This window comes from Pseudomonas sp. GL_139_B (genome assembly GCF_057834475.1).
Window position 1 is genome coordinate 5,859,801 of sequence record NZ_CM174403.1, and the last position, 25,919, is coordinate 5,885,719.

Consider the following 25,919-nt stretch of genomic DNA (forward strand, 5'->3'; position numbering starts at 1 on the left):
TTATTGCAGCCATTGCGACAAATCGCCCTTGCCGCCGCCGCATCCCCCTACGAGAATCGAGCCAAGACACCGTTCCCTGAAGAAGGATTGCGTCATGATGTACGCCGATTTGATCGACCAGGAAGACCTGTTGGGCCAGCTCAAAGCGCTGGGATTTGCAGTGCCTCAGGGCGCCACTGCCGAGCAGGCTTGCGAATGTGCGGTAAGGGGCTTGAACAACGAACGGGCAATGGAACTGCGGACCATGGTCAAGCAGATGTACACCAGCAGCGCGACCATCCTGCCAGCGGTGCGCCAGGCTATCGACAAGCAATTGCTGCCGGCATTGGCGGAGTATCAGCAGAGCTCCCGAACCTGATAGACCCCATCGCGAGCAGGCTCGCTCCCACACTGGATCTCCATCACACTGAAAATCCCCGTGGGAGCGAGCCTGCTCGCGATGAAGCCAACCCGGTTTAGAGCCTTACACTGGCAAAAGTCGACTCATTCCGCGCCTGACTCAACGCCGACAACGGCCCGGACAACGGCGACAGCACCAGTGCCTGCGGCAGCGGCATCATCGCCACCTGTTGCGTGGTGTTGGAACCTACACGCTCGTCACGCGGTGGAATGCCGAAGTATTCGCGGTAGCACTTGGAGAAGTGCGGTGTGGAAACGAAGCCGCAGACCGACGCCACTTCGATGATCGACATCGGCGTTTGCTTGAGCAACTGCCGGGCGCGGATCAGGCGCAGTTTCAGGTAGTAACGCGACGGCGAGCAGTGCAGGTACTTCTGGAACAGTCGCTCCAGCTGTCGACGCGAAACAGCGACGTACACCGCCAGTTCGTCAAGGTCGATCGGCTCTTCGAGGTTGGCTTCCATCAGCGCCACGATTTCCTGCAACTTCGGCTGATTGGTCCCGAGCATGTGCTTGAGCGGCACACGCTGGTGGTCCTGCTCGTTACGGATACGTTCGTAGACAAACATTTCCGAGATCGCGGCGGACAGTTCACGGCCGTGATCGCGGCTGATCAGGTGCAGCATCATGTCCAGTGGCGCGGTGCCGCCGGAACTGGTGAAACGGTTACGGTCCAGGGTGAACAAACGCGTGCTCATGACCACGCGCGGGAAGGCTTCCTGCATCGAGGCCAGGCATTCCCAGTGCACGCTGCAATCAAAACCGTCCAGCAGGCCGGCGCAGGCCAGGGCCCAGCTGCCGGTGCAGACCGCGCCGAGACGACGGGACTGACGCGCCTGGCTTTGCAGCCATGAGACATGCTCACGGGTAACAGTGCGTTGGATACCGATACCGCCGCAGACGATGATGGTGTCCAGGGCGGGCGCTTTGTGCATCGAGCAGTCGGGGGTGATCTGCAGACCGTCACTGGCCCAGACCTGACCACCGTCGACTGTGATCGTGGTCCAGCGATACAGCTCACGGCCAGACAATTGGTTGGCCATGCGCAGGGGTTCTACTGCGGAGGCCAGAGAAATCAGCGTGAAATTGTCCAGCAGCAAAAAGCCGATGGATTGAGGCGCACGGTTCTGGGGTTGGGCCCCGGAGTTGAACGTCGTCATCGCGGTATCTCCTCACACAAAGCGGGTGATGGCCTCAGGCGGAGGCTCTTTTTATTGCCATCGTTCTCGCGTGGGAGACGGGCTTTGTAATGACAGAGCAATTGCCATGCCTAAAATTGAATGCGCGTTCAATAACTCCTGAAAACGACGTCGGAATGTGTCTGGATATGACGCGCGTGAAACAGGGGATAAAAGTGCCATCAGGCAGAGCAAGTGCCCTGCCCCGCTAGTGGTGAGCAAATCGGTAGCACTTGTGGGAACAGGGCTGTGAGCTGACGGGAAAGAGTGTCACCGCAGGCACGGGGGACGGGTGGTCAGGGCTGCTTTGGATCCCTGAGTTTTGGAAAATCGCTTATCTGTAAGCGACGCGCCAAAAGGTGGCGTGTTTGGGATCAGGTGTTCACTTAGCGCGCAATTTTGACTGGTCTACAGCTATCGCGAGCAGGCTCACTCCTATAGGGATTTGTGGTGAGCATCAGTTTTTGAATACACAACAAATCCTGAGTGAGCCTGCTCGCGATGGGGTCGACTCGGTATCAGCACTCCACCGCACTAACCGCCAACCCACCCCGCGAGGTCTCTTTATATTTGTCATGCATGTCGGCGCCGGTATCGCGCATGGTGCGGATCACCCGGTCCAGCGAGATAAAGTGCTGACCATCCCCACGCAGCGCCATCTGCGCCGCGTTGATCGCTTTCACCGCCGCAATCGCGTTGCGCTCGATACATGGCACTTGTACCAGCCCGCCCACCGGGTCGCAGGTCAGACCGAGGTTGTGTTCCAGGCCGATTTCGGCTGCGTTGCACAACTGTTCCGGCGTAGCGCCGAGAATCTCCGCCAACCCCGCCGCCGCCATCGCGCAGGCCGAACCGACTTCGCCCTGGCAACCGACTTCGGCACCGGAAATCGAGGCGTTCTTTTTGCACAGAATCCCCACGGCTGCGGCGCTGAGGAAATAGTCGACGACATTGGCATCCGTCACCGATTCGCTGAACTTCATAAAGTAGTGCAACACCGCCGGAATGATCCCTGCCGCGCCGTTGGTCGGCGCTGTCACCATGCGCCCACCGGCCGCGTTCTCTTCGTTAACCGCCAGCGCGTACAGATTGACCCACTCCATGGCACTCAAGGTCGAGCCAATCACATTCGGTTTGCCCAGCTCCTGCAAGCTGCGGTGCAGCTTCGCCGCGCGACGACGCACATTCAAACCGCCGGGCAAGATGCCTTCGTGCTTGAGGCCTTGGTCGACGCAATCCTGCATGGCGCGCCAAAGCGTCATCAGGCCGGCGCGGATTTCTTCTTCACTGCGCCAGACTTTCTCGTTGGCCATCATCAATTCAGCCACGCGCAGGTTGTGCGTCTGGCAAAGGCTCAACAGTTCGACGGCGCTGGAGAAATCGTACGGCAACACGGTGCGGTCCAGATCGACCACACCACTGGACGCCTGGGCCTCATCCACGACAAAACCACCGCCGACGGAATAGTAGGTGTCGCGATGCAGCTCGCCGTGATCGCCTTCGACAATCAAGGTCATGGCATTGGGGTGGAACGGCAGGTTTTCGTCGATCAAGCGCATGTCGCGAGCCCAGACGAAGGGCACCGACAAGCGACCGTCGAGAAGCAGCGTGTGGGTTTCGCGCAGTGTTGCGATGCGGATGCCGATTTGCGACGGGTCGATCGCGTCCGGCCACTCGCCCATCAGGCCCATGATCACCGCATTGTCGCTGCCGTGACCGATGCCGGTGGCCGACAACGAACCGTACAGTTGAACTTCGACGCGACGCACTTGCTCCAGCAAATGCTTCTCCCGCAGTGACTCAACAAACAATGCGGCAGCCCGCATAGGCCCCACGGTGTGTGAACTGGAAGGGCCGATGCCGATTTTGAACAGGTCGAAAACACTGATAGCCATTACTGCCGAACTCCTGGATGTGCCGACTCCAGACGCAAAAAGCGCCCAGTGGCGAAGCTGCTACGCTCAAGCTGCAATCCGCCGAGATGGCCGCATCATCAGGCTTTTGTCATGTCGTTCGACGTCTCACACCGACGCACTCATGCCCGCTAACGCCGCAGGGCGCCGACGCAATGTTTTCGCCGTTTTTTAGCGGATCAGAGGGAGAAAGAGGGCTGAAAAAAGCTGTAAACGACGTCACCGACACTGGATGCGACCCTCCCTGTACTGGTTACGACGCACCCTGTAGGCGTCAGATTTTCACTGGTACATGATCGTATCGACTCGATTGCAAGGCGCCGTGGCAGAGATGTCTCCAAAACGCCATCCAACCGCAACCTATAAGTGCGGTGGTCCAGTCGGAACACTGCCAAAAAAAACACCAAGGAGTCCATCCATGAAAGGTTCCCCGTCGTTGTTGTTGGCCGCCATGCTGAGTCTGCCGTTACTGGCTCAAGCCGCTGAACCCGCTCAGTGCAGCACCGTAAACTTCTCCGATGTCGGCTGGACCGACATTACCGCGACAACAGCCACCACCAGCGTCGTGCTCGACGCCCTCGGCTACAAGACCAAAACCACGATGATTTCCGTGCCGGTGACCTACAAGTCCCTGGCCGACGGCAAGAACATGGACGTCTTCCTGGGGAACTGGATGCCGACCATGGAAAACGACATCAAGGCTTACCGCGATGCCGGCACCGTCGACGTCGTGCGCACCAACCTGACCGGCGCCAAGTACACCCTCGCCGTGCCACAAGCGCTGTACGACAAAGGGCTGCATGACTTCGCCGACATCGCCAAATTCAAGAAAGAACTCGACGGTAAAATTTACGGCATTGAGCCAGGTAACGACGGCAATCGCCTGATCCAGAGTATGATCGACAAGAACGCCTTCGGCCTTAAAGACGCTGGTTTCAAAGTAGTCGAGTCCAGCGAAGCCGGCATGTTGTCGCAGGTCGATCGCGCGCAGAAGCGCGACACCGCCGTGGTCTTCCTCGGCTGGGCGCCGCACCCGATGAACAAGCGCTTCAAGATCCAATACCTGACCGGCGGTGACGACTACTTCGGCCCGGACTTCGGTGCCGCCACCGTGGCAACCAACACCCGCAAGGGTTACTCCCAGGAATGCAGCAACGTCGGCCAACTGCTGAAGAACCTGGAGTTCAACGTCGACATGGAAAGCTCTCTGATGGGCAACATCCTGGACGACAAGATGAAGCCTGACGCGGCCGCCAAGGCCTGGCTTAAAAAGAATCCACAGGTCCTCGATACCTGGCTCGCTGGCGTGACCACCATTGACGGTAAACCTGGCCTGGAGGCCGTGAAAGCCAAGCTCGCGCAGCCTTGAATTAAGGAGCAACGCTTACGCCGGGCGGCTTGAGCCGTCCGGGCTGTTTATTTCCTTGCATGCGGACGTTCACTACCATGCTGATTGATCAGAAAATCCCTTTAGGCCAGTACATCGCGGGCTTCGTTGAATGGTTGACGCAACACGGCGCCAGCACCTTCGACGCAATCGCGGTAACACTGGAAACGATGATCCACGGCGTGACTTTTGCGCTGACCTGGTTCAACCCGCTGGCATTGATCGGCCTCATCGCGCTGCTGGCACACTTCATTCAACGCAAATGGGGACTGACGGTTTTCGTCATCGCCTCTTTCCTGCTGATCCTAAACCTCGGGTACTGGCAGGAAACCATGGAAACCCTCGCCCAGGTGCTGTTCGCCACCCTGGTCTGCGTGGTCATCGGCGTGCCGTTGGGCATCGTCGCCGCGCACAAACCGATGTTCTACACACTGATGCGTCCGGTGCTCGATCTGATGCAGACCGTGCCGACCTTCGTGTACCTCATTCCTACCCTGACCCTCTTCGGGCTGGGTGTGGTCCCGGGCTTGATCTCGACGGTGGTGTTCGCGATTGCCGCGCCTATCCGCCTGACCTACCTGGGCATTCGCGATGTTCCACAGGAACTGATGGACGCCGGCAAAGCCTTCGGCTGCTCGCGCCGTCAACTGCTCTCACGGATTGAACTGCCCCACGCCATGCCAAGCATCGCGGCCGGCATCACCCAGTGCATCATGCTGTCGCTGTCGATGGTGGTGATCGCGGCACTGGTGGGCGCCGATGGCCTGGGCAAACCCGTGGTCAACGCACTGAACACTGCTGATATCGCCCTGGGCTTTGAAGCGGGCCTGGCGATCGTATTGCTGGCGATCATGCTCGACCGTATCTGCAAACAACCCGACGCTAAAGTAGGGGGTGACGCATGAGCATTATTCGCTTCGAAGACGTCGACGTAATCTTCTCCAAAGACCCACGCGAGGCGCTCAAGCTTCTCGACCAGGGCATGACCCGCGACCAGATCCTGAAAAAGACCGGGCAGATTGTCGGCGTTGAAAAGGCCAGCCTGGACATCGAAAAAGGTGAAATCTGCGTGCTGATGGGCCTGTCAGGCTCGGGCAAGTCCAGCCTGCTGCGCTGCATCAACGGCCTCAACACCGTCAGCCGTGGCAAGTTATTCGTCGAGCACGAAGGCAAGCAAATAGACATTGCCTCTTGCACCCCGGCAGAGCTGAAAATGATGCGCACCAAGCGCATTGCGATGGTGTTCCAGAAGTTCGCCCTGATGCCTTGGCTGACGGTGCGCGAGAACATCAGTTTCGGCCTGGAAATGCAGGGTCGCCCGGAGAAAGAGCGGCGCAAACTGGTGGACGACAAGCTGGAACTGGTAGGCCTGACCCAGTGGCGCAACAAGAAACCCGACGAGCTTTCCGGTGGCATGCAGCAACGTGTGGGTCTGGCCCGCGCGCTGGCGATGGACGCCGACATTTTGCTGATGGACGAACCGTTCTCGGCACTCGACCCGCTGATCCGCCAGGGCCTGCAAGACGAACTGCTGGAACTGCAACGCAAGCTGCACAAGACCATCGTCTTCGTGAGTCACGACCTCGATGAAGCCCTGAAGCTCGGCAGCCGCATTGCGATCATGAAAGACGGCCGGATCATTCAATACAGCAAGCCGGAAGAGATCGTGCTGAACCCGGCGGACGACTACGTGCGGACCTTCGTCGCGCACACCAATCCGCTGAACGTGTTGTGCGGCCGCAGCCTGATGCGCACGCTGGACAACTGCAAGCGCATCAACGGCTCGGTTTGCCTCGATCCGGGCGGCGATTCGTGGCTGGACCTGGCCGAAGGCAACACCATCAAAGGCGCCCGCCAGAACGGCGCGAGCCTGGACCTGCAGAACTGGATCCCTGGGCAAGCGGTTGAAGGCCTGGGGCGTCGGCCGACACTGGTGGACTCGAACATCGGCATGCGCGATGCGCTGCAGATTCGTTATCAGACCGGCAATAAACTGGTGCTGCACGACAACCACAAAGTGGTCGGGATTCTCGGGGACAGCGAGCTATATCACGCGTTGCTCGGCAAGAATCTGGGCTAAGACAGCAGACACAAAACGCCGCGAGAGGATCGCGGCGTTTTTGTTTATCGGGATAGCGGGTAATTCAGCTTTGATGCTGATGGCCCCATCGCTAGCAGGCTAGCTCCCACAGGAGAATGCATTCCAATGTGGGAGCCAGCCTGCTGGCGATGAAGCTGACGCGGTGCTTCAGACAGAAATACCGCGTCGCCTGTTACTTAGCTGTACACCCGGCCAAGGAGCTGCCGATGGCTTTCAAACTGATCGAGCACGTCACGGGTGATCTGATCCTGGGTGAAGCCCATCAAGTCGTAGTCCTGGCTGCCGTTGTGCAGGTACACCTCGGCGCGGTAGTAGCGCGCACGCGGCTCATCAGCACTTTCAGCCGACGCCGTGTCGCTTGCCCCCGCCAGATAGCCATCCAGGCTCACTTCGTAGACAAAAGGGTTGCCCTCTTCCATCTCGATCCGCACGCCCATGCAGCGTTTCGACTTGCCCAGCAACGTCTGCACATCCAGACCTTGAGCACGCAATTGCACCGTCGCGACTTCCAGCGCCGGGCTGACTTGCTTGTCCATGAACCGTTGAACGATCGACTGGTTCGGTTGCAGGTCCAGCTGAGTCAAACGCTCGCTGAAACCCCGACGACCGCGCGCAGCCAACTCCGCTTGCTCTTGTTCGATCTGCACGTCCTGGCGCATGGCCTTGTGCAAGCCAAACATAAAGAACACCAGCACCACCGAGAACGGCAGACCGGCCAGCACCACCATGGTTTGCATGGCTTCGAAGTTACCGGCGAACAGCAGGCCGATGGTCACCAGGGTGATCACCGCAGACCAGAAGATCCGCAGCCAATGCGGCGCATCTTCGTCGACGGTGCCGCCCTTGCACGAAAGGTTGGCCATCATCACCGCGCCGGAATCCGCAGGGGTCAGGAACAGCACGAAACCGACAAAGATCGATACGCCAATCACAACCTTCGACGCCGGGTAATGCTCCAGCAACTGGTAGATCGCCATGGACGGCTGTTCGAGCGCCGTCTTTCCGAGCTCCACCGCCCCATGGTTCATCACCAGGTCCAGGGCCGAGTTACCGAAGATCGACAGCCACGCCAGGGTGAAGCCCAGCGGAATCAGCAGCACGCCGGCCACCAGTTCACGCACCGTGCGACCACGGGAAATACGCGCGATGAACATGCCCACGAATGGCGCCCAGGAAATCCACCACGCCCAGTAGAACAGGGTCCACAGACCCAACCAGCGGTCGGACTTTTCACTGTCGCCTTCGTACACATAGAGGTCGAAAGTTTTCAGGACCACGCCGTTCAGGTAGTCACCGATGTTCTGCACGAAGCCGTTGAGCAAGTGCAGGGTCGGGCCGAACAGCAGCACAAAAATCAGCAAACCGCTGAACAACACGATGTTCAGGTTGGACAGACGGCGGATGCCGTTTTCCACGCCGGACACGGCGGCGATGGTCGCCACGGTGCTCATCACGATGATCACGATCAGCAGGTTGGTGTTGCTGTGTTCCATGCCGAACAGGTTTTCGAGGCCCGACGACACCTGCAACGAACCAATCCCCAGGTTCGTCACCAGACCCAACAGGGTCACAAACATGCCAAAGCCGTCCACCGCATGACCGGCCGCACCTTTGACCCAACGTTCGCCCACCAGCGGATACAGCGCCGAACGCAGCGCCAGCGGCTGGTTATGACGGTAAGCAAAGTAGGCAACGGCCAGACCGACCAGTGCGTAAATCGCCCAGCCATGCAGGCCCCAGTGCAGGAACGTCAGCTGAACGGCCTGACGGGCGGCCATGTTGCTGGCGGCCACGCCTTCCGGCGGGTTGAAGTAGTGGTCCAGCGGCTCGGAAGCACCGAAGTACAACAGCGAGATGCCGATACCCGACGAGAACAGCATCCCCGCCCAGGCGCCGTAGCTGAAGTCCGGGGTGTCGTCCTTGCTGCCGAGTTTGAGCTTGCCGTAGGAGGAAAACGCCAGGCCCACCACGAACACCAGGTAGGCGGCGATCACCACCATGTAGTACCAGCCGAAGCTGCGGGACAACCAGGCCTGAGCAATACCGAGCAATCTGCCGGCCTCTTGCGGGGCGATGATCAGAATGGCGGTCAACAACAGGATCAACGCGGTAGAGGTGTAGAACACCCAACCGTTGACCGTCACCTTATCGGGTGGGGTCTTTATAAGAGAGGCAGAACTCATGGCACAGATGCTCCAGGCAGTGCGAGAGAAGAACACAAGGCAACGCGATACCCGACCAATCGGTTAGTGGGCAGCCGACCGGTGGGTGATATAAAGACACCCCGAAAAAAGCCCGAAACCCCGAGAGCGCCAGTGCGCGTAGGTTTCGAGCAGTTTGGAATGTCGTTTTTCCGCCCGCTACACGCAGGAAAAACCTGTTGGCAGCGACGATTTGTCGCAGATCTTATTCTTTGTTGATTGAACGTTCAATCAAAACAAAATAGACTGGCCCTCAATCCGGTAGCCGTTTGACGTCCACCGGAAGGCCTAAGGAGATGTGCAAAATGCCCAAGGTCGGTATGCAACCCATCCGCCGCCAGCAATTGATCGAAGCCACATTGCTGGCCGTCGATCAGGTCGGCATGGGGGACGCCAGCATTGCGCTGATCGCCCGTTTGGCCGGTGTCTCGAATGGCATCATCAGTCACTATTTTCAGGACAAGAATGGCCTGATTGCCGCCACCATGGGGTACCTGATGACTGTCCTGAGCGAGAACGTCACCGCGCGCCGACTGGCGCTGACAGATGACAGCCCGCGGGCGCATCTGCAGGTGATCATCGAAGGCAACTTCGACGCCAGCCAGGTCAATGGCCCGGCAATGAAAACCTGGCTGGCCTTCTGGGCCACCAGCATGCACCAGCCGTCTTTGCACAGGTTGCAGCGGATCAACGATCACCGTCTGTATTCCAACCTGTGCTGCCAGTTCCGCCGTGTATTGCCGCTCGATGATGCGCGCAGTGCAGCCCGTGGCCTGGCAGCCCTCATTGACGGTTTGTGGTTGCGAGGCGCGTTGTCGGGAGACGCTTTCGACACCGAGCAGGCGCAACAGATCGCTTACGAATACATGGATATCCAACTGGCCAAGCGGGTGAGTTAGAGCACACATAAACGCTCAACCCCCGAACCGCCACTGGCCAGCGTCGCCAATGCTCCACGGCACGTCCAGTGGTTACCGCCAACCCACTTATGCTCTTGCGAGGACTTTATGGCCCGTTTCGAACTGCAAAAACTCTACATCGATGGCGGCTACAGTGACGCCAGCAGCGACGCCACTTTCGAAGCCATCAACCCGGCTAACGGTGAAGTCCTCGCAAAAGTACAACGCGCGACAAAGGAAGACGTTGAGCGCGCTGTCGTCAGTGCCGAAAAGGGCCAGAAAATCTGGGCCGCGATGACCGCCATGGAGCGTTCGCGCATCCTGCGTCGTGCCGTCGACATCCTGCGCGAGCGCAACGATGAACTGGCCGCCCTGGAAACCCTGGACACTGGCAAGTCGTACTCGGAAACCCGTTACGTCGACATCGTCACCGGCGCTGACGTGCTGGAGTACTACGCAGGTTTGGTGCCGGCCATCGAAGGCGAGCAGATCCCACTGCGCACCACGTCGTTCGTCTACACCCGTCGCGAGCCACTGGGCGTCGTGGCCGGTATCGGCGCGTGGAACTACCCGATCCAGATCGCCCTGTGGAAATCTGCACCGGCCCTGGCGGCCGGTAACGCGATGATCTTCAAGCCAAGCGAAGTCACCTCCCTGACCACCCTGAAACTGGCCGAGATCTACACCGAAGCCGGCCTGCCAGCGGGCGTGTTCAACGTACTGACCGGCAGCGGGCGTGAAGTCGGCACCTGGTTGACCGAACACCCACGCATCGAAAAAATCTCCTTCACCGGCGGCACCGACACCGGCAAGAAGGTGATGGCCAGCGCTTCTGCCTCGTCGCTGAAAGACGTGACCATGGAGCTGGGCGGCAAGTCCCCGCTGATCATTTTCGACGACGCCGACCTCGATCGCGCCGCCGACACCGCAATGATGGCCAACTTCTACAGCTCCGGCCAGGTCTGCACCAACGGCACTCGCGTGTTCGTACCGAGCCACCTGAAGGCAGCTTTCGAAGCCAAGATCGTTGAACGCGTTGCACGCATCCGCGTTGGCAACCCGGAAGACGAAAACACCAACTTCGGTCCGCTGGTCAGCTTCGCCCACATGGAAAGCGTGCTGGGCTACATCGCCAAAGGTAAGGAAGAAGGCGCTCGCGTGCTGTGTGGCGGCGGTCGTATGACTGACGGCGAATTCGCCAAGGGCGCGTTCGTGGCCCCGACCGTGTTCACCGACTGCACCGACGAGATGACCATCGTTCGCGAAGAGATCTTCGGCCCGGTGATGAGCATCCTGACTTACGAAATCGAAGAAGAAGTGATCCGTCGCGCCAACGACACCGACTTCGGCCTGGCCGCTGGTGTCGTCACCAAAGACCTGAACCGCGCTCACCGCGTGATTCATCAACTGGAAGCCGGTATCTGCTGGATCAACGCCTGGGGCGAATCCGACGCCAAGATGCCGGTCGGTGGTTACAAGCAGTCGGGTGTTGGCCGTGAAAACGGCATCAGCTCGCTGAACAACTTTACCCGCATCAAATCGGTACAGGTCGAACTGGGCGATTACGCCTCGGTTTTCTAAAACGGCATCTGCTTCGCCTGCGAGGACGCCTTCGCGGGCAAGCCTCGCTCCTACAGGTTTTGTGTCGTGCACAAAACCTGCGGCAAACCTCGGCCCTGTAGGAGCGAGGCTTGCCCGCGAATCGAGTGCGCAGCACTCGCCATGGCCGCGACCTGACCAACTTCAAAGAGGGTGCATTCAATGTCCCAAGAATTCGATTACATCATCATCGGTGCCGGATCGGCCGGTAACACCCTGGCGACCCGTCTGACTGAAGACGAAGGCGTCACCGTTCTGCTGCTCGAAGCCGGCGGCCCGGACTACCGTTTCGACTTCCGCACACAAATGCCCGCAGCCCTGGCGTTCCCGCTGCAAGGCCGTCGCTACAACTGGGCCTACGAAACCGATCCAGAGCCACACATGGACGGTCGCCGGATGGAATGCGGTCGCGGCAAGGGCCTCGGTGGTTCTTCGCTGATCAACGGCATGTGCTACATCCGCGGCAACGCGATGGACTACGACAACTGGGCCAAGCTGCCAGGTCTGGAAGACTGGGACTACCTGAACTGCCTGCCGTACTTCCGCAAAGCCGAAACCCGTGACATCGGCCCGAACGACTACCACGGTGGCGACGGTCCGGTCAGCGTGACCACGCCAAAAGCCGGCAACAACCCGCTGTTCCACGCCATGGTTGAAGCCGGTGTGCAAGCCGGTTACCCGCGCACCGAAGACCTGAACGGTTACCAGCAGGAAGGCTTCGGTCCGATGGACCGTACCGTGACGCCGAACGGCCGTCGCGCCAGCACCGCTCGCGGTTACCTGGACGTCGCCAAGAAGCGCTCGACCCTGACCATCGTCACCCAGGCCCTGACCGACAAGATCCTGTTTGAAGGCAAGCGTGCGGTCGGCGTGCGTTACCTGATCGGCGCCGCTGAAGAGCGCGTTGAAGTCCGCGCCCGCAAAGAAGTGCTGCTGTGCTCCGGCGCCATCGCTTCGCCGCAGATTCTGCAACGCTCCGGTGTCGGCCCGGCCGACCTGCTGAACACGCTCGACATCCCGGTGGTCCATGACCTGCCAGGCGTCGGCGAAAACCTGCAGGATCACCTTGAGCTGTACCTGCAATACGCCTGCACCCAACCGGTTTCGCTGTACCCGTCGCTGCTCTGGTACAACCAGCCGGCCATCGGTGCCGAATGGCTGTTCAACGGCACCGGCATCGGCGCCAGCAACCAGTTCGAAGCCGGCGGTTTCATTCGTACCCGCCCGGAATTCGATTGGCCGAACATCCAATACCATTTCCTGCCGGTCGCGATTAACTACAACGGCAGCAACGGTGTGAAAGAGCACGGTTTCCAGGCGCACATGGGCTCCATGCGTTCGCCAAGCCGTGGCCGTATTCAAGCGAAGTCGAAAGACCCGCGCGAGTACCCGAGCATCCTCTTCAACTACATGGCCACCGAGCAGGACTGGCAGGAATTCCGTGACGGCATCCGCCTGACCCGCGAAATCATGCAGCAGCCTGCGCTGGACGCTTTCCGTGGCCGTGAAATCAGCCCGGGCATCGACGTGCAAACCGATGAGCAGCTCGACAAGTTCATCCGCGAACACGCCGAAACCGCGTTCCACCCGTCCTGCTCGTGCAAGATGGGCACCGACGAAATGGCGGTGGTTGATGGCGAAGGTCGTGTGCATGGCATGCAAGGTCTGCGTGTGGTCGATGCCTCGATCATGCCGATCATCACTACCGGCAACCTGAACGCGCCAACGATCATGATCGCCGAGAAAATCGCCGACAAGATTCGTGGCCGTCAGCCGCTGCCGCGCAGCAAGGCTGCCTACTTCGTGGCCGGTGATGCACCGGTGCGGGGCAAGCCGTTGCGGGAAGTGAGCGCTACTGCTCAGTAAAACCGTTACACCGAGGTGCGCCCATCGCGAGCAAGCTCAGCTCCTACAGTTCGAGGTTGAATCACATTTTGTGATCTCCCCAATCCCGTAGGAGCCGAGCTTGCTCGCGATGAGGCCCGACCAGACAACACATCTCTACCAGGCACACCCTGGTAATCTCTCCTACACCGATCCAAGCTTGATCCTACCCCCCGCGCAGGCCTAATCTAGCGCCACGCAAACGTTCCACCCCCCTCGCAACACCGCAACACCACCACTCCATTCCAGGGAGGTTCCCGAATGTTCGATTTCCACCCCCAGCTCAAGCAGCGCTTCGCTGCCTTGCGCACGGGCGCTGAATTCTTTTCGCTGCGTTATGTGCGCGAGTCCGGCCAATACCTGTCGGTGCGCAAGAATGTCGCCGAACCTCCAAGCCTGAGCCGTGATGAAGGCGCGATGCTGACTGTGCGGGTCAACGGCGTCGAAGCCTACGCCGCGACCAACGACCTCTCGCAACAAGGCCTGCAATCGGCGCTGGACCGCGCTGAGCAACAAGCCCGCCGACTCAAGCCCCACGCGCTGCTCGACCTGCGCGACCAACTCGTCTCCAGCGACCGCGCCGACTATTTTTCGCCGAACCTCGAACAGCCTTTCCCGTCCCTGAGCGATTGCTACCAGCTGCTCGGTGCCGAATCCGCGTCCGTGCCCAAGGATGAGCGGCTGGTGAACTGGCAGGTCAGCATCGGCATCACCAACGTCGAGCAGATCTACCTCAACAGCGCCGGCGCTGAACTGCGCCAGGCCCAACGTTTCGTCTACCCGGGCCTCGATGTCACCGCCTACGACGGCAGCGACAGCCAGACTCGCAGCCTGGGTCGCGAGAACTTCGGCCAGCAGGGCGGCGCCGATGTGATCAGCCGTTGTGGCCTGATCGGTGCCGGCCCGCAAGTCGCCGATCAGGCGCTGCAATTGCTGCTCGCGCCGAACACTCCGCAAGGCCCGCGCGACCTGCTGCTGATGCCCGACCAGATGATGTTGCAGATCCACGAATCCATCGGTCACCCGCTGGAACTGGACCGTATCCTGGGCGACGAACGCAATTACGCCGGCACCAGTTTCGTCAAGGCAGAAGACTTCGGCCACCTGCAATACGGCTCGAAACTGCTCAACGTGACGTTCGACCCGGACATCCCCGAGCAGCTCGCCAGCTACGGCCATGACGACGACGGCACGGCCGCGAGCAAGCAATTCCTGATCAAGGAAGGTGTGTTGCTGCGCCCATTGGGCGGCGCGCTCTCGCAATTCCGCGCAGGCATGAACGGTGTCGCCAACAGCCGCGCCTGCGGCTGGAACCGCCCGCCGATCGACCGCATGGCCAACCTCAACATCGAGCCCGGCGATCAAACGCTGGCGCAACTGATCGGCAACATCGAACACGGCATCATGATGTCGACCAATCGTTCGTGGTCCATTGACGATGCTCGCAACAAGTTCCAGTTCGGCTGTGAATGGGCGCAGTTGATCGAAAACGGCGAACTCAAGGGCGTGGTGAAAAACCCCAACTACCGGGCAATTTCCGCACAGTTCTGGAAAAACCTCAGCGCGGTGGGCGACGCCAACACCGTCAAGGTCCTGGGCACGCCAAACTGCGGCAAGGGCGAACCGAACCAGGTGATCCGCGTCGGCCATGCGTCGCCAGCCTGTGTGTTCAGCAATGTGGATGTGTTTGGGGGAGACGCCTGATGAGTACTTCAAAAAGTCAGGCTGAGTCGTTCAAGGCCTTGGTCAACTGGCTGCGCGATGCGATTCGTGAGCCGGAACAGTTCACCCTCAGCTACGCCGCCGAGTCGTCGGCCTTCGTGCGTTTCAACCACGCCAAGGTGCGTCAGGCCGGTCAGGTGCAGCAGGCCAGTGTCGGTTTCAAACTGATCAACGATGGCCGGCACGCTGACCTCGACATCACGCTGGCCGGCGACCCGGAAGTGGACGTGCAACGTCTGGCCGAAGGTCTGCAACAGCTGCGCGAGACCCTGCCGTTGCTGCCGCAGGATCCGTACCTGCTGCTCAACCACAATGGCTGGCAGAGCAAGAATGTGCAGGAACACCCGCTGCCGGACACCGAGCAGGTGGTCGCTGAAATCACTCACGCCGCCGAAGGGTTGGACCTTGTGGGCTTCTACGCGGCAGGCCCGATCAGTCGTGGCTTCGCCAGTTCCTCAGGGGCGTTTGGCTGGCATCAGGCCAACAGCTTCAACTTCGATTTCAGCTTGTTCCACGACAATGGTCAGGCGGTGAAAGCCAGTTACGCCGGGCATGACTGGAACAGCGAAGGGTTTGCCAAGCGCTTCCGGCAGGCCCGTGAGCAATTAGCGTTTCTTGGTCGGCCGTTGCGCACCTTGGCACCGGGTCAGTACCGCGCCTACCTCGCACCGGCGGCACTTGAAGAAATCATGGGCATGCTCTGCTGGGGCGGGTTTTCGGCGCAGTCGATCGCCAGCAAAACCAGTCCGCTGCAAAAGCTCTATGCGGGGGACAGTGCCTTCAGCCCGCAGGTGTCCATTGATGAAAAGGTCAGTGGTTCCTTGAGCCCGGCGTTCTCCGGCGAAGGTTATCCACGCAGTGATCTGGGGTTGATCGTCGAAGGCCAGGCCGGCGCGCAAATGGTCTGTTCACGCAGCGCGGCGGAATACGGCTTGACCGCCAACGGGGCGGGCGGCGGGGAAATGCCTAGTGCATTGAACATGGCGGCCGGGACATTGCCTGAAGCGGAGATCCTCAAGCAACTGGGTACAGGTTTGTACATCAGCAATCTGTGGTACTTGAACTACTCCGACCAACCGGGGGCACGCATGACCGGCATGACCCGGTTTGCGACGTTCTGGGTCGAGAACGGTGAGATTCAGGCGCCGGTCAGTACCATGCGCTTTGATGACAGCGCCTACAGTTTGCTCGGTGCGCAGCTGGAAGCGTTGACCGAGGAGCGGGAATTGTTGCTGTCGGCGAGTACCTACAGTCAGCGGGCCACGGCTTCGGCGTTGTTGCCGGGCGCACTGATCAGCCAACTCACGCTGACCCTGTAAACAAAAAACCCTGTGGGAGCGGGCTTGCCCGCGAAGAGGCCATCAGCTTTAGCATCTATGTTGACTGACACACCGCCTTCGCGGGCAAGCCCGCTCCCACAGGGATTGTGGCTTGCAATGACCTTGCATTAACAACTCCAACCCGCAAGAGGTCCCATGCCCAACCGCCCGCCTCTCGACGCTGTCACCGCCCGCTGGGTACCATGGGTCGTCGCCATCGCGTTTTTCATGCAGTCTCTGGACGGTACCATCCTCAACACCGCCCTGCCGGCCATGGCCAGGGACTTGGCGGAAGATCCGTTGCGCATGCAGGGTGTGATCATTGCCTACATGCTCACCGTTGCCTTACTGATCCCCGCCTCAGGCTGGATTGCCGACCGATTCGGCACCAAAAAAATCTTCTTCGGCGCGATCCTGCTGTTCAGCCTCGGCTCGTTACTCTGCGCCTTGTCCAGCAGCCTGAGCATGCTGAACGGCGCCCGGGTGATTCAGGGCCTGGGCGGCGCGCTGATGTTGCCGGTCGGGCGCCTCGTGGTGCTGCGCGCCTACCCGCGTTCGGAACTGGTGCGGATCATGGGGTTCATCACCATTCCCGGACTGCTCGGCCCGCTGATCGGCCCGACCATGGGCGGCTGGATGGTGCAATACCTGACCTGGCACTGGATCTTCCTGATCAACCTGCCCGTCGGGTTGGTCGGCTGCTACGCCGTGTGGAAATTCATCCCGGACCTTCGCGGCTCCGAACGCACCCGCTTCGATAGCCTGGGGTTCGTGCTGTTCGGCGCCGCGATGATTCTGATCACCATCGCCATGGAAGGCTTGGGCGAACTGCACCTGCCCCACCTGCGCGTGATGCTGTTGCTGTTTGGTGGCATGGCCTGTCTGGCGGCGTATTGGTTGCGCGCCGGGCATATTGAAAATCCGCTGTTCGCACCGTCGCTGTTCAAGACCCGGACCTTTGCCGTCGGCATTCTCGGCAACCTGTTCGCCCGCCTCGGTAGCGGCGCCCTGCCCTTCCTCGTGCCGTTGCTGCTGCAAGTGGCGCTGGGTTATTCGCCATCACAGGCCGGTATGAGCATGCTGCCACTGGCCGCCGCGGCAATGCTCGCCAAGTGGGTGGCGCGACCGCTGATCGAGCGATTGGGCTATCGCATCGTGCTGACCGGCAACACCCTGGCGCTGGGCATCATGCTCGCGTGCATGGGCCTGGTCAGCGAACAGACGCCGTACTGGCTGCTGCTGTGTCTGCTGGCGATTCTCGGGGCGATCAACTCGCTGCAATTTACCGCAATGAACACCGTCACCCTGATCGACCTCGACGACACCAGCGCCAGCAGCGGCAACAGCCTGCTGTCGGTGGTGGCGCAATTGTCCCTGAGCCTGGGGGTTGCGTGTGCCGGTGCGTTGCTCGGCGGCTTTACCGCCGAGATCGGAAACGATGGCGTGCAGACTGTTTTGGGCGCGTTCCAGCTGACGTTTGTGACGGTCGGAATCATGGCGATGCTGGCCGCAACGATCTTCTCGCAGCTCTCAAAGGAAGACGGACGGCGCGTCAAGCGTCCGGAAGAACACATCGAGCCTTAGGGTGAATGGCCCCGGGACTGGTACACTGCGCGACATTTTGTTTTGCAGGCCAGTCCCGTGACCACCATCGCCACCGCTTTTAATACTTTGCCGCTGTCCGCCGCCATGCTGGCTAACCTCGACTCCCTCGGTTATGCCCAAATGACGCCGATCCAGGCGCAAAGCTTGCCGGTGATCCTCAAGGGGATGGACCTGATCGCCCAGGCCAAGACCGGCAGCGGCAAGACCGCCGCCTTCGGTATCGGCCTGCTGAACCCGATCAATCCGCGCTATTTCGGTTGCCAGGCGCTGATCCTTTGCCCAACCCGCGAGCTCGCTGACCAGGTTGCCAAGGAAATCCGTCGTCTGGCCCGTGCCGAAGACAACATCAAGGTCCTGACCCTGTGCGGCGGCGTATCCCTCGGCCCGCAGATCGCTTCGCTGGAGCATGGCGCACACATCATCGTCGGCACGCCGGGGCGCATTCAGCAGCACCTGCGCAAAGGTTCGCTGGTACTGCACGGTCTGAACACGCTGATTCTCGACGAAGCTGACCGCATGCTCGACATGGGTTTCTACGATTCCATCGAAGAAATCATCATGCAGGCCCCGGAACGCCGCCAGACACTGCTGTTCTCCGCCACGTACCCGGTGGGCATCAAGCAGCTTGCGTCAAAGTTCATGCGCAACCCGCAACAAGTGAAGGCCGAGGCATTCCACGACGACACGCAGATCGAACAGCGCTTCTACGAGATCTCCCCGGAAGAGCGCATGAGCGCCGTGACCAAGGTTCTCGGCCACTTCCGCCCGGCCTCCTGCGTGGCCTTCTGCTACACCAAGCAGCAGGTTCAGGAAACCGTCGACCACCTGACCGCCAAAGGCATCTCCGCCGTCGGTCTGCATGGCGATCTGGAACAGCGTGATCGCGACCAGGTGCTGGCGATGTTCGCCAACCGCAGTACTTCGGTACTGGTGGCCACCGACGTCGCCGCTCGCGGTCTGGACATCGATTCGCTGGACATGGTGATCAACGTTGAACTGGCCCGTGATTCGGAAATCCACATTCACCGTGTCGGCCGTACCGGCCGTGCCGGTGAGAAAGGCCTGGCGATCAACCTGGTCGCACCGCCCGAAGCGCAGCGCGCCCAAGCCATCGAACACCTGCAGCAGACGCCGTTGACCTGGGACCTGGTGGACAACCTCACCAGCCAGGGCGGCGGTCCGCTGCTGCCGCAGATGAGCACCCTGTGCATCGGCGCTGGCCGTAAAGACAAGGTTCGTCCGGGCGACATCCTGGGCGCACTGACCGGCGATGCCGGCATTCCGGGCGCCCAGGTGGGCAAGATCGCGATTTTCGATTTCCAGGCCTTTGTGGCTGTTGAACGCGGGATCGCCAAGCAAGCCTTGCAGCGCCTGAATGACGGCAAGATCAAGGGCCGTTCGCTGCGCGTGCGTATTTTGTAAGGATTCTTCGACCCAACGAAGATCCCCTGTGGGAGCGAGCCTGCTCGCGATGGCGGACTGTCAAACAACATCTATGTTGAATGTACAGACCTCATCGCGAGCAGGCTCGCTCCCACAGTTTGTTTTGTGGTAAGTCATCAAGAGGACACCGTTTTGCGCTCTACCGAAGTCGTGATCATTGGCGCTGGCGCCGCAGGGTTGATGTGTGCGCTGACCGCCGCCGGGCGTGGGCGCAAGGTGATGTTGCTCGACCATGCGAACAAGGCCGGCAAGAAAATCCTGATGTCGGGTGGCGGTCGCTGCAATTTCACCAACATGTACACCGAACCTGGCAATTTCCTCTCGCAGAATGAACATTTCTGCAAATCCGCACTGGCGCGCTACACCCAGTGGGACTTCATCGGCATGGTCGCCAAACATGGCGTGGCGTACCACGAGAAGAAGCTCGGCCAGCTGTTCTGCGATAACAAATCCAGCGACATCCTCGAGATGCTGCTCAACGAGTGCGATCAGGTCGGCGCGAGCCTGCACCTGGACACATCGATCCAGACCATCGAAAAACTCGAAAGCGGTTACCTGCTGGACACCACGATGGGCCAGATCACCTGCGAATCGCTGGTAATCGCCACGGGCGGACTGTCGATCCCGACGCTGGGCGCGACCGGTTTCGGTTATCAGGTTGCCAAACAGTTCGGCCACCAACTGCTGCCAACCCGCGCCGGCCTGGTGCCGTTCACCATCACCGATCAGCTAAAAGAGCTTTGCACCGAGCTGTCCGGCACGTCGGTGGATTGCCTGGTGAGCTGCAACGAGCAGAGTTTCCGCGAGAACATTCTGTTCACTCACCGCGGCCTCAGCGGCCCGGCGATTTTGCAGATTTCTTCGTTCTGGGAATCTGGCGACACGGTCGAGATCAACCTGATGCCGGATCACAACGTGCATGAATGGCTGCAACAGCAGCAGGCCGAACGCCCGAACAGCGAACTGAAAACCCTGCTGGGGGAAATCTTCACCAAGAAGATGGCCAACCTGCTGGCGGACAACTGGTTCGTGTCCAAACCGATGAAGCAGTACACCCACGCCGAAATCGCCGACATCGCCGAAAAACTGGCAAGCTGGAAAGTCGTGCCGGCCGGCACCGAAGGCTACCGCACGGCCGAGGTGACGCTGGGTGGCGTGGACACCCACGAAGTGTCGTCCAAGACTATGGAATCACTGAAAAGTCCTGGCCTGTATTTCATCGGTGAAGTGCTCGATGTCACCGGTCATCTGGGCGGCTTTAACTTCCAGTGGGCCTGGGCCTCAGGCTACGCCGCCGCGCAATTCGTCTGATCCACCACGCCCCTGTAGGAGCCGAGCTTGCTCGCGATAGCGGTCTAACAGTTAGCATCGTTGTTGAATGTGAATCCGTCATCGCGAGCAAGCTCGGCTCCTACAGGGTGCGTGTTTGTCATGGAAGGAACAGATTTTGCTGTCAGATGTGATCGGCGCCATTGCGTCGGCGTCATTACTGGCTCAATTTAGCGTCATTGCCTCGGAAGGCCTTCGCACTTCATGTCATCGACTCCTCTCAGTCAGTCTCTGCGTCGCCTCTGGGCGCTGGATAAATTCAGCTACAGCGTGCGGGTATTCATTGCCCTGACCGGCAGCATGGCGGTCTGTTGGTATCAGGATGAAATGGGACTGCTGATCCCCTTGTTCCTGGGGATTATCGCCAGCGCCCTGGCCGAAACCGACGACAGTTGGCAGGGCCGTCTCAACGCGCTCGCCGTGACGCTGGTGTGTTTCAGCGTCGCCGCCTTCTCCGTCGAACTGCTCTTCCCCTACCCCTACATATTCATCATCGCCCTGGCCCTGGCCAGTTTTTGCCTGACCATGCTCGGCGCCCTCGGCGAGCGCTATGGCGCCATTGCCTCGGCGACGCTGATTTTGTCGGTCTACACCATGATTGGCGTGGACCAACGCGGCGGCGCCGTCACCGATTTCTGGCATGAACCGGTGCTGCTGGTGGCCGGTGCAGCCTGGTACGGCTTGTTGTCGGTGCTGTGGCAGGCGATGTTTTCCAACCAGCCGGTGCAACAAAGCCTGGCGCGATTGTTCCGCGAGTTGGGTTACTACCTGAAGTTGAAATCCTCGCTGTTCGAACCGATCCGGCAAATGGACGTGGAAGCACGGCGCCTGGAACTGGCCCAACAGAACGGACGCGTGGTGGCGGCCCTGAACGCCGCCAAGGAAATCATTCTGCACCGGGTCGGCAACGGTCGGCCGGGATCGAAAGTCAGTCGCTACCTGAAACTGTACTTCCTCGCTCAGGACATCCACGAGCGCGCCAGTTCTTCGCACTACCCCTACAACGCACTCGCCGAGGCCTTTTTCCACAGCGACGTGCTGTTCCGCTGTCAGCGCCTGCTGCGCCAGCAAGGCAAGGCGTGCCGCGCCTTGGCCGAATCGATCCAGATGCGTCAGCCCTTCGTCTACGACGCAAGTTTCGCCGAAGCCCTGGGCGATCTGAACGCCTCCATCGAACACCTGCGCATCCAGAGCAACCCGGCCTGGCGCGGCCTGTTGCGCTCGCTGCGGGCACTCACGGCAAACCTCTCGACACTCGACCGTTTGCTCAGCGATGCGAGCAACCCGGAAGCCCTGGCCGATGCCACCGACAGCAGCCTGCTCGACCGTTCGCCACGCAGCCTCAAAGATGTGTGGGCGAGGTTGCGCACGCAACTGACACCGACGTCGCTACTGTTCCGCCATGCACTGCGCTTGCCCCTGGCGTTGAGCATCGGGTACGGCATGGTGCATTTGATTCACCCGTCGCAAGGCTACTGGATCATCCTCACCACGCTGTTCGTTTGCCAGCCGAACTACGGCGCCACCCGACGCAAACTCGGCCAACGGATCATTGGCACCGCGATCGGCCTGACGATGGCCTGGGCGCTGTTCGATCTGTTCCCGAATCCGTTGATTCAGTCGTGTTTCGCGATTGCCGCCGGCGTGGTGTTCTTTATCAACCGCACCACCCGCTACACCTTGGCCACGGCCGCGATTACCTTGATGGTGCTGTTCTGCTTCAACCAGGTCGGCGACGGTTATGGGCTGTTCCTGCCGCGGCTGCTCGATACCTTGCTCGGCAGCCTGATCGCCGGGCTCGCGGTGTTCCTGTTCCTGCCGGACTGGCAGGGCCGACGCCTGAACAAAGTGCTGGCCAACACCCTGACCTGCAACAGCATTTACCTGCGTCAGATCATGCAGCAATACGCCGCCGGCAAAAGCGACGACCTGGCTTATCGCCTGGCTCGACGCAACGCACACAACGCCGACGCGGCACTGTCGACGACACTGGCCAACATGCTTATGGAGCCAGGGCATTTCCGCAAGGAAGCGGATGTCGGCTTTCGTTTTCTGGTGCTGTCGCATACGTTGCTCAGCTATTTGTCAGGCCTCGGAGCACATCGCGAAACCCCGCTACCACCGGATGTGCGGGAGCATTTGATTCAGGGCGCCGGCGCGAGCCTGGCGGCGAGCATCGACGAAATCGCCCAGGGTCTGGCGAGCAAACAACCGATTGCGATTCAGAGTGATGAGGAAGAGGCCCTGGCCAATTCGCTGGAGCAGATGCCGGATGAAATCGATGAAGGGCAGCGGCTGGTACAGACGCAGTTGGCGTTGATTTGCCGGCAACTGGGGCCGTTGCGGACGTTGGCGGCGCATTTGATTAAAGACACTAGCGAAACCTGAAATGTGGGTTGTCCTGGCCGGCCAATTCGCGAGCAGACTCGTTCCCACAGTTAATCTCTGTCGCTCATAAAATATGTGATCGCTGGAGATCTAATGTGGGAGCGAGCCTGCTCGCGATGGGGCCATCAGCCACACCCAAGACTTGGAATCAGCCTCACATCCCATGTTGCCTCATCAACCGCTCGTAACTGCCATCCGCCTTCATCTCGGCAATCTCACGATCAAAACCGGCGACGATCTCTTCATGTTGCGGGTTCTTCAAGCTGACCAATATGTGCAGGCTGTTCTCGCTCAACGGTTTGGGCAAAAACTCCACGGCATTGCGCACTTTGGATGATTCGCGCGCCAAGTAATAACGGGCGACGTATTCATCCTCCAGCGTCAACTTGACCCGATCTGCCGCCACCATGCGTACCGCCATGGCAAAGTTATGCACCGGGACTTTCTGCAGTGACAGGTCGTCATCGAACTCCGGCGAATAAGCGTAACCCCGCACGATCGCAATCGGATACATGTGCAGTTGCTGCAAGTTGTTGTATACGATGGGCGCGTCTTTGCGTTTCAGAAAGCGCACGCGGTTAAGCAGATACTCACCGGAAAACTGGCCAAGCTGGGTGCGATCAGCGGTGTACCAGGCGTTGACCAGCACGTCATAACGCCCCTCGCCCACCCCCATCAACGCTCGCGCCCAAGGCACCTGTTCGAAATCACTGGCATACCCGGCCCGGGCCAGCGCGGTACTGACGATGTCCGTCGCCAATCCGCCGTTGACCAGCGTGGCGTCGGTAAAGGGCGGCCAGGCATCGGCGACCAGACGCAGCTTTTCCGCTGCCGCGCCCTGTGTCAGCAACAGCAATACAATCAAAGCAGAAGCTCGATGCAATCGCGGCATGCTAGAAAATCCTTAGCGGGCGGGTTACCCGGCGTGTTTTTCAGCCCAAACTCCAAGACCCATGTACCGGCGCCAGGTACTCAACATTAGCTCATCGAAGCCAATGCGCAGCGCTTCACCGCAGATTACACAAAGATGACAACGCCGCGCGAAATGAATGATGGCATTTTGGCCTTTGTCACAGATTTCCCTGCCATAAAGACAACGGCTCTCAGGACGCTTAGTATCGGAGCGACGATGTTCAAGGAACGTGAAAATGACAATTGACTGGATCTGCAAACACCATAGCGACCTGGGTAAGGAACAGCTGTACGCCATTCTGCAATTGCGCGCAGAGGTGTTCGTTGTCGAACAGAAATGCTTGTATCAAGACATCGATGGCCAGGATCTGGAAGGTGACACCTGCCATTTGATGGCGTGGGACGAGAATCGGCTGGCGGGTTACCTGCGATTGCTCGACCCGCAGTTGCAGGGTGGCGATGTGGTGATTGGCCGGGTGATTGTTGCCCCGGCTGCACGTGGCACCGGAATTGGGCATGAGCTGATGGCGCAGGCGTTGAAACAGGCTGAGAAGCACTGGCCGGACATGCCGGTTTATCTGTCGGCCCAGGTGCACTTGCAGGGGTATTACGGGAAGTATGGGTTTGTGGTGGCGGGTGAGGAATACGTCGAGGATGGTATTCCGCACATCGGAATGCGTCGGCCTTAAGGACCCCATCGCGGGCAAGCCCGCTCCCACAGGGATTACCTAAATCCTGCAGGAGTGAGCCTGCTCGCGATAGCGTCAGTTGCGGCAGCGCAGAAATCAGGGGTACTCCAGCACCTCTTTGATCTGCCGCAAATTCCGCTCAATCCACCCCCGATCAATTGCCCCCCACTCACGAATCCGATAGCGCCCCGCATGATTGCGCGCACCCTCTTCCTGCTCGAACTCGCAAACAATGTCCAGATCCGCCAACGCCGCAATGGTGTCCTGTGCCGTGCGCCGGGGCATGCCGGTCACGTCGGTCAAGGCCGGGACGCTACTCGCCTGCCCACTGTCGATCAGGTACGCCACGTACAACCGACGATAGAAACTGCTCTTGGTCTTGCTGACTTCCATTCAAACACTCCCGGCCGTTGATCCGTTATTGCATGTCCCGCCAAGTCAGGTACACCCGCAGGTCAAACTCCACCTGGTGATAACCCGGCAGCATGTGTTCGCAGAGTTTGTAGAACGCCTTGTTGTGATCGGACTCTTTGAAGTGCGCCAGTTCGTGCACGACGATCATTTTCAGAAACTCCGAGGGCGCTTCCTTGAACAGCGAGGCCACGCGAATTTCTTTCTTGGCCTTGAGCTTGCCGCCCTGCACCCGTGAGATGGTTGTGTGCAAGCCAAGCGCGCGATGAGTGAGGTCCAGACGGTTGTCGAACAGCACTTTGTCGATGGCCGGAGCATTGCGCAGGTATTCCTGCTTGAGGTCCAGTGCGTAGGTGTACAGCGCCTTGTCGCTCTGTACGCCGTGCTTTTCCGGGTAGCGCTTGGTCAAGTAGTCGCCCAGCCGATCTTCGGCGATCAGCTGGCGCACTTGATCCTGCAATGCAGCAGGATAGGCCTGGAGGTATTTCAACGCGGTCATTGGGGCGGCAACACGAATCACGAAAAGGTCGCCAGTGTAGC

The 25,919-nt window shown here is 59.9% G+C and carries 20 protein-coding genes; 14 read left to right on the plus strand and 6 right to left on the minus strand.

Annotated elements, in window-relative coordinates; all coding sequences use genetic code 11:
- Positions 1-94 precede the first annotated feature (94 nt).
- A complete protein-coding gene (locus tag AC3ISI_RS26865; RefSeq protein WP_489334526.1) occupies positions 95-358 on the plus strand; it encodes a hypothetical protein in 264 nt (87 codons plus the stop codon).
- A 97-nt stretch (positions 359-455) separates the two neighbouring features.
- Here AC3ISI_RS26865 and gbdR read toward each other — a convergent pair whose 3' ends face one another.
- Together gbdR and AC3ISI_RS26875 are read right to left on the minus strand one after the other, a co-directional pair.
- Positions 456-1,559 (minus strand): choline metabolism transcriptional regulator GbdR, encoded by a 1,104-nt coding sequence (gene gbdR / locus AC3ISI_RS26870; RefSeq protein WP_150780568.1) that lies wholly within the window; start codon positions 1,557-1,559, stop codon positions 456-458.
- Between the two features lie 536 nt (positions 1,560-2,095).
- Positions 2,096-3,472 (minus strand): L-serine ammonia-lyase, encoded by a 1,377-nt coding sequence (locus AC3ISI_RS26875; RefSeq protein WP_489334527.1) that lies wholly within the window; start codon positions 3,470-3,472, stop codon positions 2,096-2,098.
- A gap of 436 nt (positions 3,473-3,908) precedes the next feature.
- On the opposite strand from AC3ISI_RS26875, the gene AC3ISI_RS26880 reads away from it, so the two are divergent.
- From AC3ISI_RS26880 to choV, 3 genes are all read left to right on the plus strand, one after another.
- Positions 3,909-4,859, plus strand: a complete 951-nt coding sequence (locus AC3ISI_RS26880; protein ID WP_489334528.1) for a choline ABC transporter substrate-binding protein — start codon at positions 3,909-3,911, stop codon at positions 4,857-4,859.
- A gap of 77 nt (positions 4,860-4,936) precedes the next feature.
- Positions 4,937-5,782: a choline ABC transporter permease subunit gene (gene choW, locus AC3ISI_RS26885; RefSeq protein ID WP_407010243.1), complete on the plus strand. Its 846-nt coding sequence runs from the start codon at positions 4,937-4,939 to the stop codon at positions 5,780-5,782.
- The gene (gene choV, locus AC3ISI_RS26890) at positions 5,779-6,957 is read left to right on the plus strand and encodes a choline ABC transporter ATP-binding protein (RefSeq protein ID WP_489334529.1); all 1,179 of its coding nucleotides are present in this window, start codon (positions 5,779-5,781) and stop codon (positions 6,955-6,957) included. Before choW ends, choV begins: the two co-directional genes overlap by 4 nt.
- Positions 6,958-7,154: 197 nt before the next feature.
- Here the strand turns inward: choV and AC3ISI_RS26895 are convergent, their stop codons facing one another.
- Positions 7,155-9,104: a BCCT family transporter gene (locus tag AC3ISI_RS26895; protein WP_489337792.1), complete on the minus strand. Its 1,950-nt coding sequence runs from the start codon at positions 9,102-9,104 to the stop codon at positions 7,155-7,157.
- 380 nt (positions 9,105-9,484) lie between these two features.
- On the opposite strand from AC3ISI_RS26895, the gene betI reads away from it, so the two are divergent.
- The 9 genes from betI (at position 9,485) to yccS (ending at position 23,367) form a co-directional block, all read left to right on the plus strand.
- Positions 9,485-10,078, plus strand: coding sequence for a transcriptional regulator BetI (gene betI / locus AC3ISI_RS26900; RefSeq protein WP_489334530.1), 594 nt, complete (start codon positions 9,485-9,487; stop codon positions 10,076-10,078).
- 108 nt (positions 10,079-10,186) lie between these two features.
- Positions 10,187-11,659: a betaine-aldehyde dehydrogenase gene (betB, locus tag AC3ISI_RS26905; RefSeq protein WP_489334531.1), complete on the plus strand. Its 1,473-nt coding sequence runs from the start codon at positions 10,187-10,189 to the stop codon at positions 11,657-11,659.
- A gap of 180 nt (positions 11,660-11,839) precedes the next feature.
- The gene (gene betA, locus AC3ISI_RS26910; protein ID WP_489334532.1) at positions 11,840-13,543 is read left to right on the plus strand and encodes a choline dehydrogenase; all 1,704 of its coding nucleotides are present in this window, start codon (positions 11,840-11,842) and stop codon (positions 13,541-13,543) included.
- A gap of 279 nt (positions 13,544-13,822) precedes the next feature.
- Entirely contained in the window at positions 13,823-15,265 is a 1,443-nt protein-coding gene (locus AC3ISI_RS26915; protein WP_489334533.1) for a TldD/PmbA family protein, read from the plus strand.
- Positions 15,265-16,602, plus strand: coding sequence for a TldD/PmbA family protein (locus AC3ISI_RS26920; protein ID WP_489334534.1), 1,338 nt, complete (start codon positions 15,265-15,267; stop codon positions 16,600-16,602). The genes AC3ISI_RS26915 and AC3ISI_RS26920 overlap by 1 nt, the downstream gene beginning before the upstream one ends.
- Before the next feature lie 156 nt (positions 16,603-16,758).
- Positions 16,759-18,186, plus strand: coding sequence for a multidrug transporter subunit MdtD (mdtD, locus tag AC3ISI_RS26925; protein ID WP_489334535.1), 1,428 nt, complete (start codon positions 16,759-16,761; stop codon positions 18,184-18,186).
- A 105-nt stretch (positions 18,187-18,291) separates the two neighbouring features.
- Positions 18,292-19,629 (plus strand): ATP-dependent RNA helicase DbpA, encoded by a 1,338-nt coding sequence (gene dbpA / locus AC3ISI_RS26930; RefSeq protein WP_489337793.1) that lies wholly within the window; start codon positions 18,292-18,294, stop codon positions 19,627-19,629.
- Between the two features lie 153 nt (positions 19,630-19,782).
- Complete coding sequence (locus AC3ISI_RS26935; RefSeq protein ID WP_489334536.1) at positions 19,783-20,961, plus strand: BaiN/RdsA family NAD(P)/FAD-dependent oxidoreductase; 1,179 nt, start codon at positions 19,783-19,785, stop codon at positions 20,959-20,961.
- 222 nt (positions 20,962-21,183) lie between these two features.
- A complete protein-coding gene (gene yccS / locus AC3ISI_RS26940) occupies positions 21,184-23,367 on the plus strand; it encodes a YccS family putative transporter (protein WP_489334537.1) in 2,184 nt (727 codons plus the stop codon).
- 154 nt (positions 23,368-23,521) lie between these two features.
- Here yccS and AC3ISI_RS26945 read toward each other — a convergent pair whose 3' ends face one another.
- The gene (locus AC3ISI_RS26945) at positions 23,522-24,259 is read right to left on the minus strand and encodes a substrate-binding periplasmic protein (protein ID WP_489334538.1); all 738 of its coding nucleotides are present in this window, start codon (positions 24,257-24,259) and stop codon (positions 23,522-23,524) included.
- Between the two features lie 256 nt (positions 24,260-24,515).
- Here AC3ISI_RS26945 and AC3ISI_RS26950 point away from each other — a divergent pair, with 256 nt between their 5' ends.
- Complete coding sequence (locus AC3ISI_RS26950; protein WP_489334539.1) at positions 24,516-24,968, plus strand: GNAT family N-acetyltransferase; 453 nt, start codon at positions 24,516-24,518, stop codon at positions 24,966-24,968.
- A 96-nt stretch (positions 24,969-25,064) separates the two neighbouring features.
- Here AC3ISI_RS26950 and AC3ISI_RS26955 read toward each other — a convergent pair whose 3' ends face one another.
- On the minus strand, positions 25,065-25,361 hold the full coding sequence (locus AC3ISI_RS26955; protein WP_452628454.1) for a winged helix-turn-helix domain-containing protein: 297 nt from the start codon (positions 25,359-25,361) through the stop codon (positions 25,065-25,067).
- Positions 25,362-25,386: 25 nt separating this feature from the next.
- Positions 25,387-25,878, minus strand: a complete 492-nt coding sequence (locus tag AC3ISI_RS26960; protein WP_489337795.1) for a M48 metallopeptidase family protein — start codon at positions 25,876-25,878, stop codon at positions 25,387-25,389.
- Between the last annotated feature and the right edge of the window lie 41 nt (positions 25,879-25,919).

Excerpts from the sequence above, each read along its gene's own strand:
- AC3ISI_RS26865 (WP_489334526.1), top strand. The coding sequence starts at position 95 with ATGATGTACGCCGATTTGATCGACCAGGAAGACCTGTTGGGCCAGCTC.
- gbdR (WP_150780568.1), bottom strand. The coding sequence starts at position 1,559 with ATGACGACGTTCAACTCCGGGGCCCAACCCCAGAACCGTGCGCCTCAA.
- AC3ISI_RS26875 (WP_489334527.1), bottom strand. The coding sequence starts at position 3,472 with ATGGCTATCAGTGTTTTCGACCTGTTCAAAATCGGCATCGGCCCTTCC.
- AC3ISI_RS26880 (WP_489334528.1), top strand. The coding sequence starts at position 3,909 with ATGAAAGGTTCCCCGTCGTTGTTGTTGGCCGCCATGCTGAGTCTGCCG.
- choW (WP_407010243.1), top strand. The coding sequence starts at position 4,937 with ATGCTGATTGATCAGAAAATCCCTTTAGGCCAGTACATCGCGGGCTTC.
- choV (WP_489334529.1), top strand. The coding sequence starts at position 5,779 with ATGAGCATTATTCGCTTCGAAGACGTCGACGTAATCTTCTCCAAAGAC.
- betI (WP_489334530.1), top strand. The coding sequence starts at position 9,485 with ATGCCCAAGGTCGGTATGCAACCCATCCGCCGCCAGCAATTGATCGAA.
- betB (WP_489334531.1), top strand. The coding sequence starts at position 10,187 with ATGGCCCGTTTCGAACTGCAAAAACTCTACATCGATGGCGGCTACAGT.
- betA (WP_489334532.1), top strand. The coding sequence starts at position 11,840 with ATGTCCCAAGAATTCGATTACATCATCATCGGTGCCGGATCGGCCGGT.
- AC3ISI_RS26915 (WP_489334533.1), top strand. The coding sequence starts at position 13,823 with ATGTTCGATTTCCACCCCCAGCTCAAGCAGCGCTTCGCTGCCTTGCGC.
- AC3ISI_RS26920 (WP_489334534.1), top strand. The coding sequence starts at position 15,265 with ATGAGTACTTCAAAAAGTCAGGCTGAGTCGTTCAAGGCCTTGGTCAAC.
- mdtD (WP_489334535.1), top strand. The coding sequence starts at position 16,759 with ATGCCCAACCGCCCGCCTCTCGACGCTGTCACCGCCCGCTGGGTACCA.
- dbpA (WP_489337793.1), top strand. The coding sequence starts at position 18,292 with ATGCTGGCTAACCTCGACTCCCTCGGTTATGCCCAAATGACGCCGATC.
- yccS (WP_489334537.1), top strand. The coding sequence starts at position 21,184 with ATGTCATCGACTCCTCTCAGTCAGTCTCTGCGTCGCCTCTGGGCGCTG.
- AC3ISI_RS26945 (WP_489334538.1), bottom strand. The coding sequence starts at position 24,259 with ATGCCGCGATTGCATCGAGCTTCTGCTTTGATTGTATTGCTGTTGCTG.
- AC3ISI_RS26950 (WP_489334539.1), top strand. The coding sequence starts at position 24,516 with ATGACAATTGACTGGATCTGCAAACACCATAGCGACCTGGGTAAGGAA.
- AC3ISI_RS26955 (WP_452628454.1), bottom strand. The coding sequence starts at position 25,361 with ATGGAAGTCAGCAAGACCAAGAGCAGTTTCTATCGTCGGTTGTACGTG.
- AC3ISI_RS26960 (WP_489337795.1), bottom strand. The coding sequence starts at position 25,878 with ATGACCGCGTTGAAATACCTCCAGGCCTATCCTGCTGCATTGCAGGAT.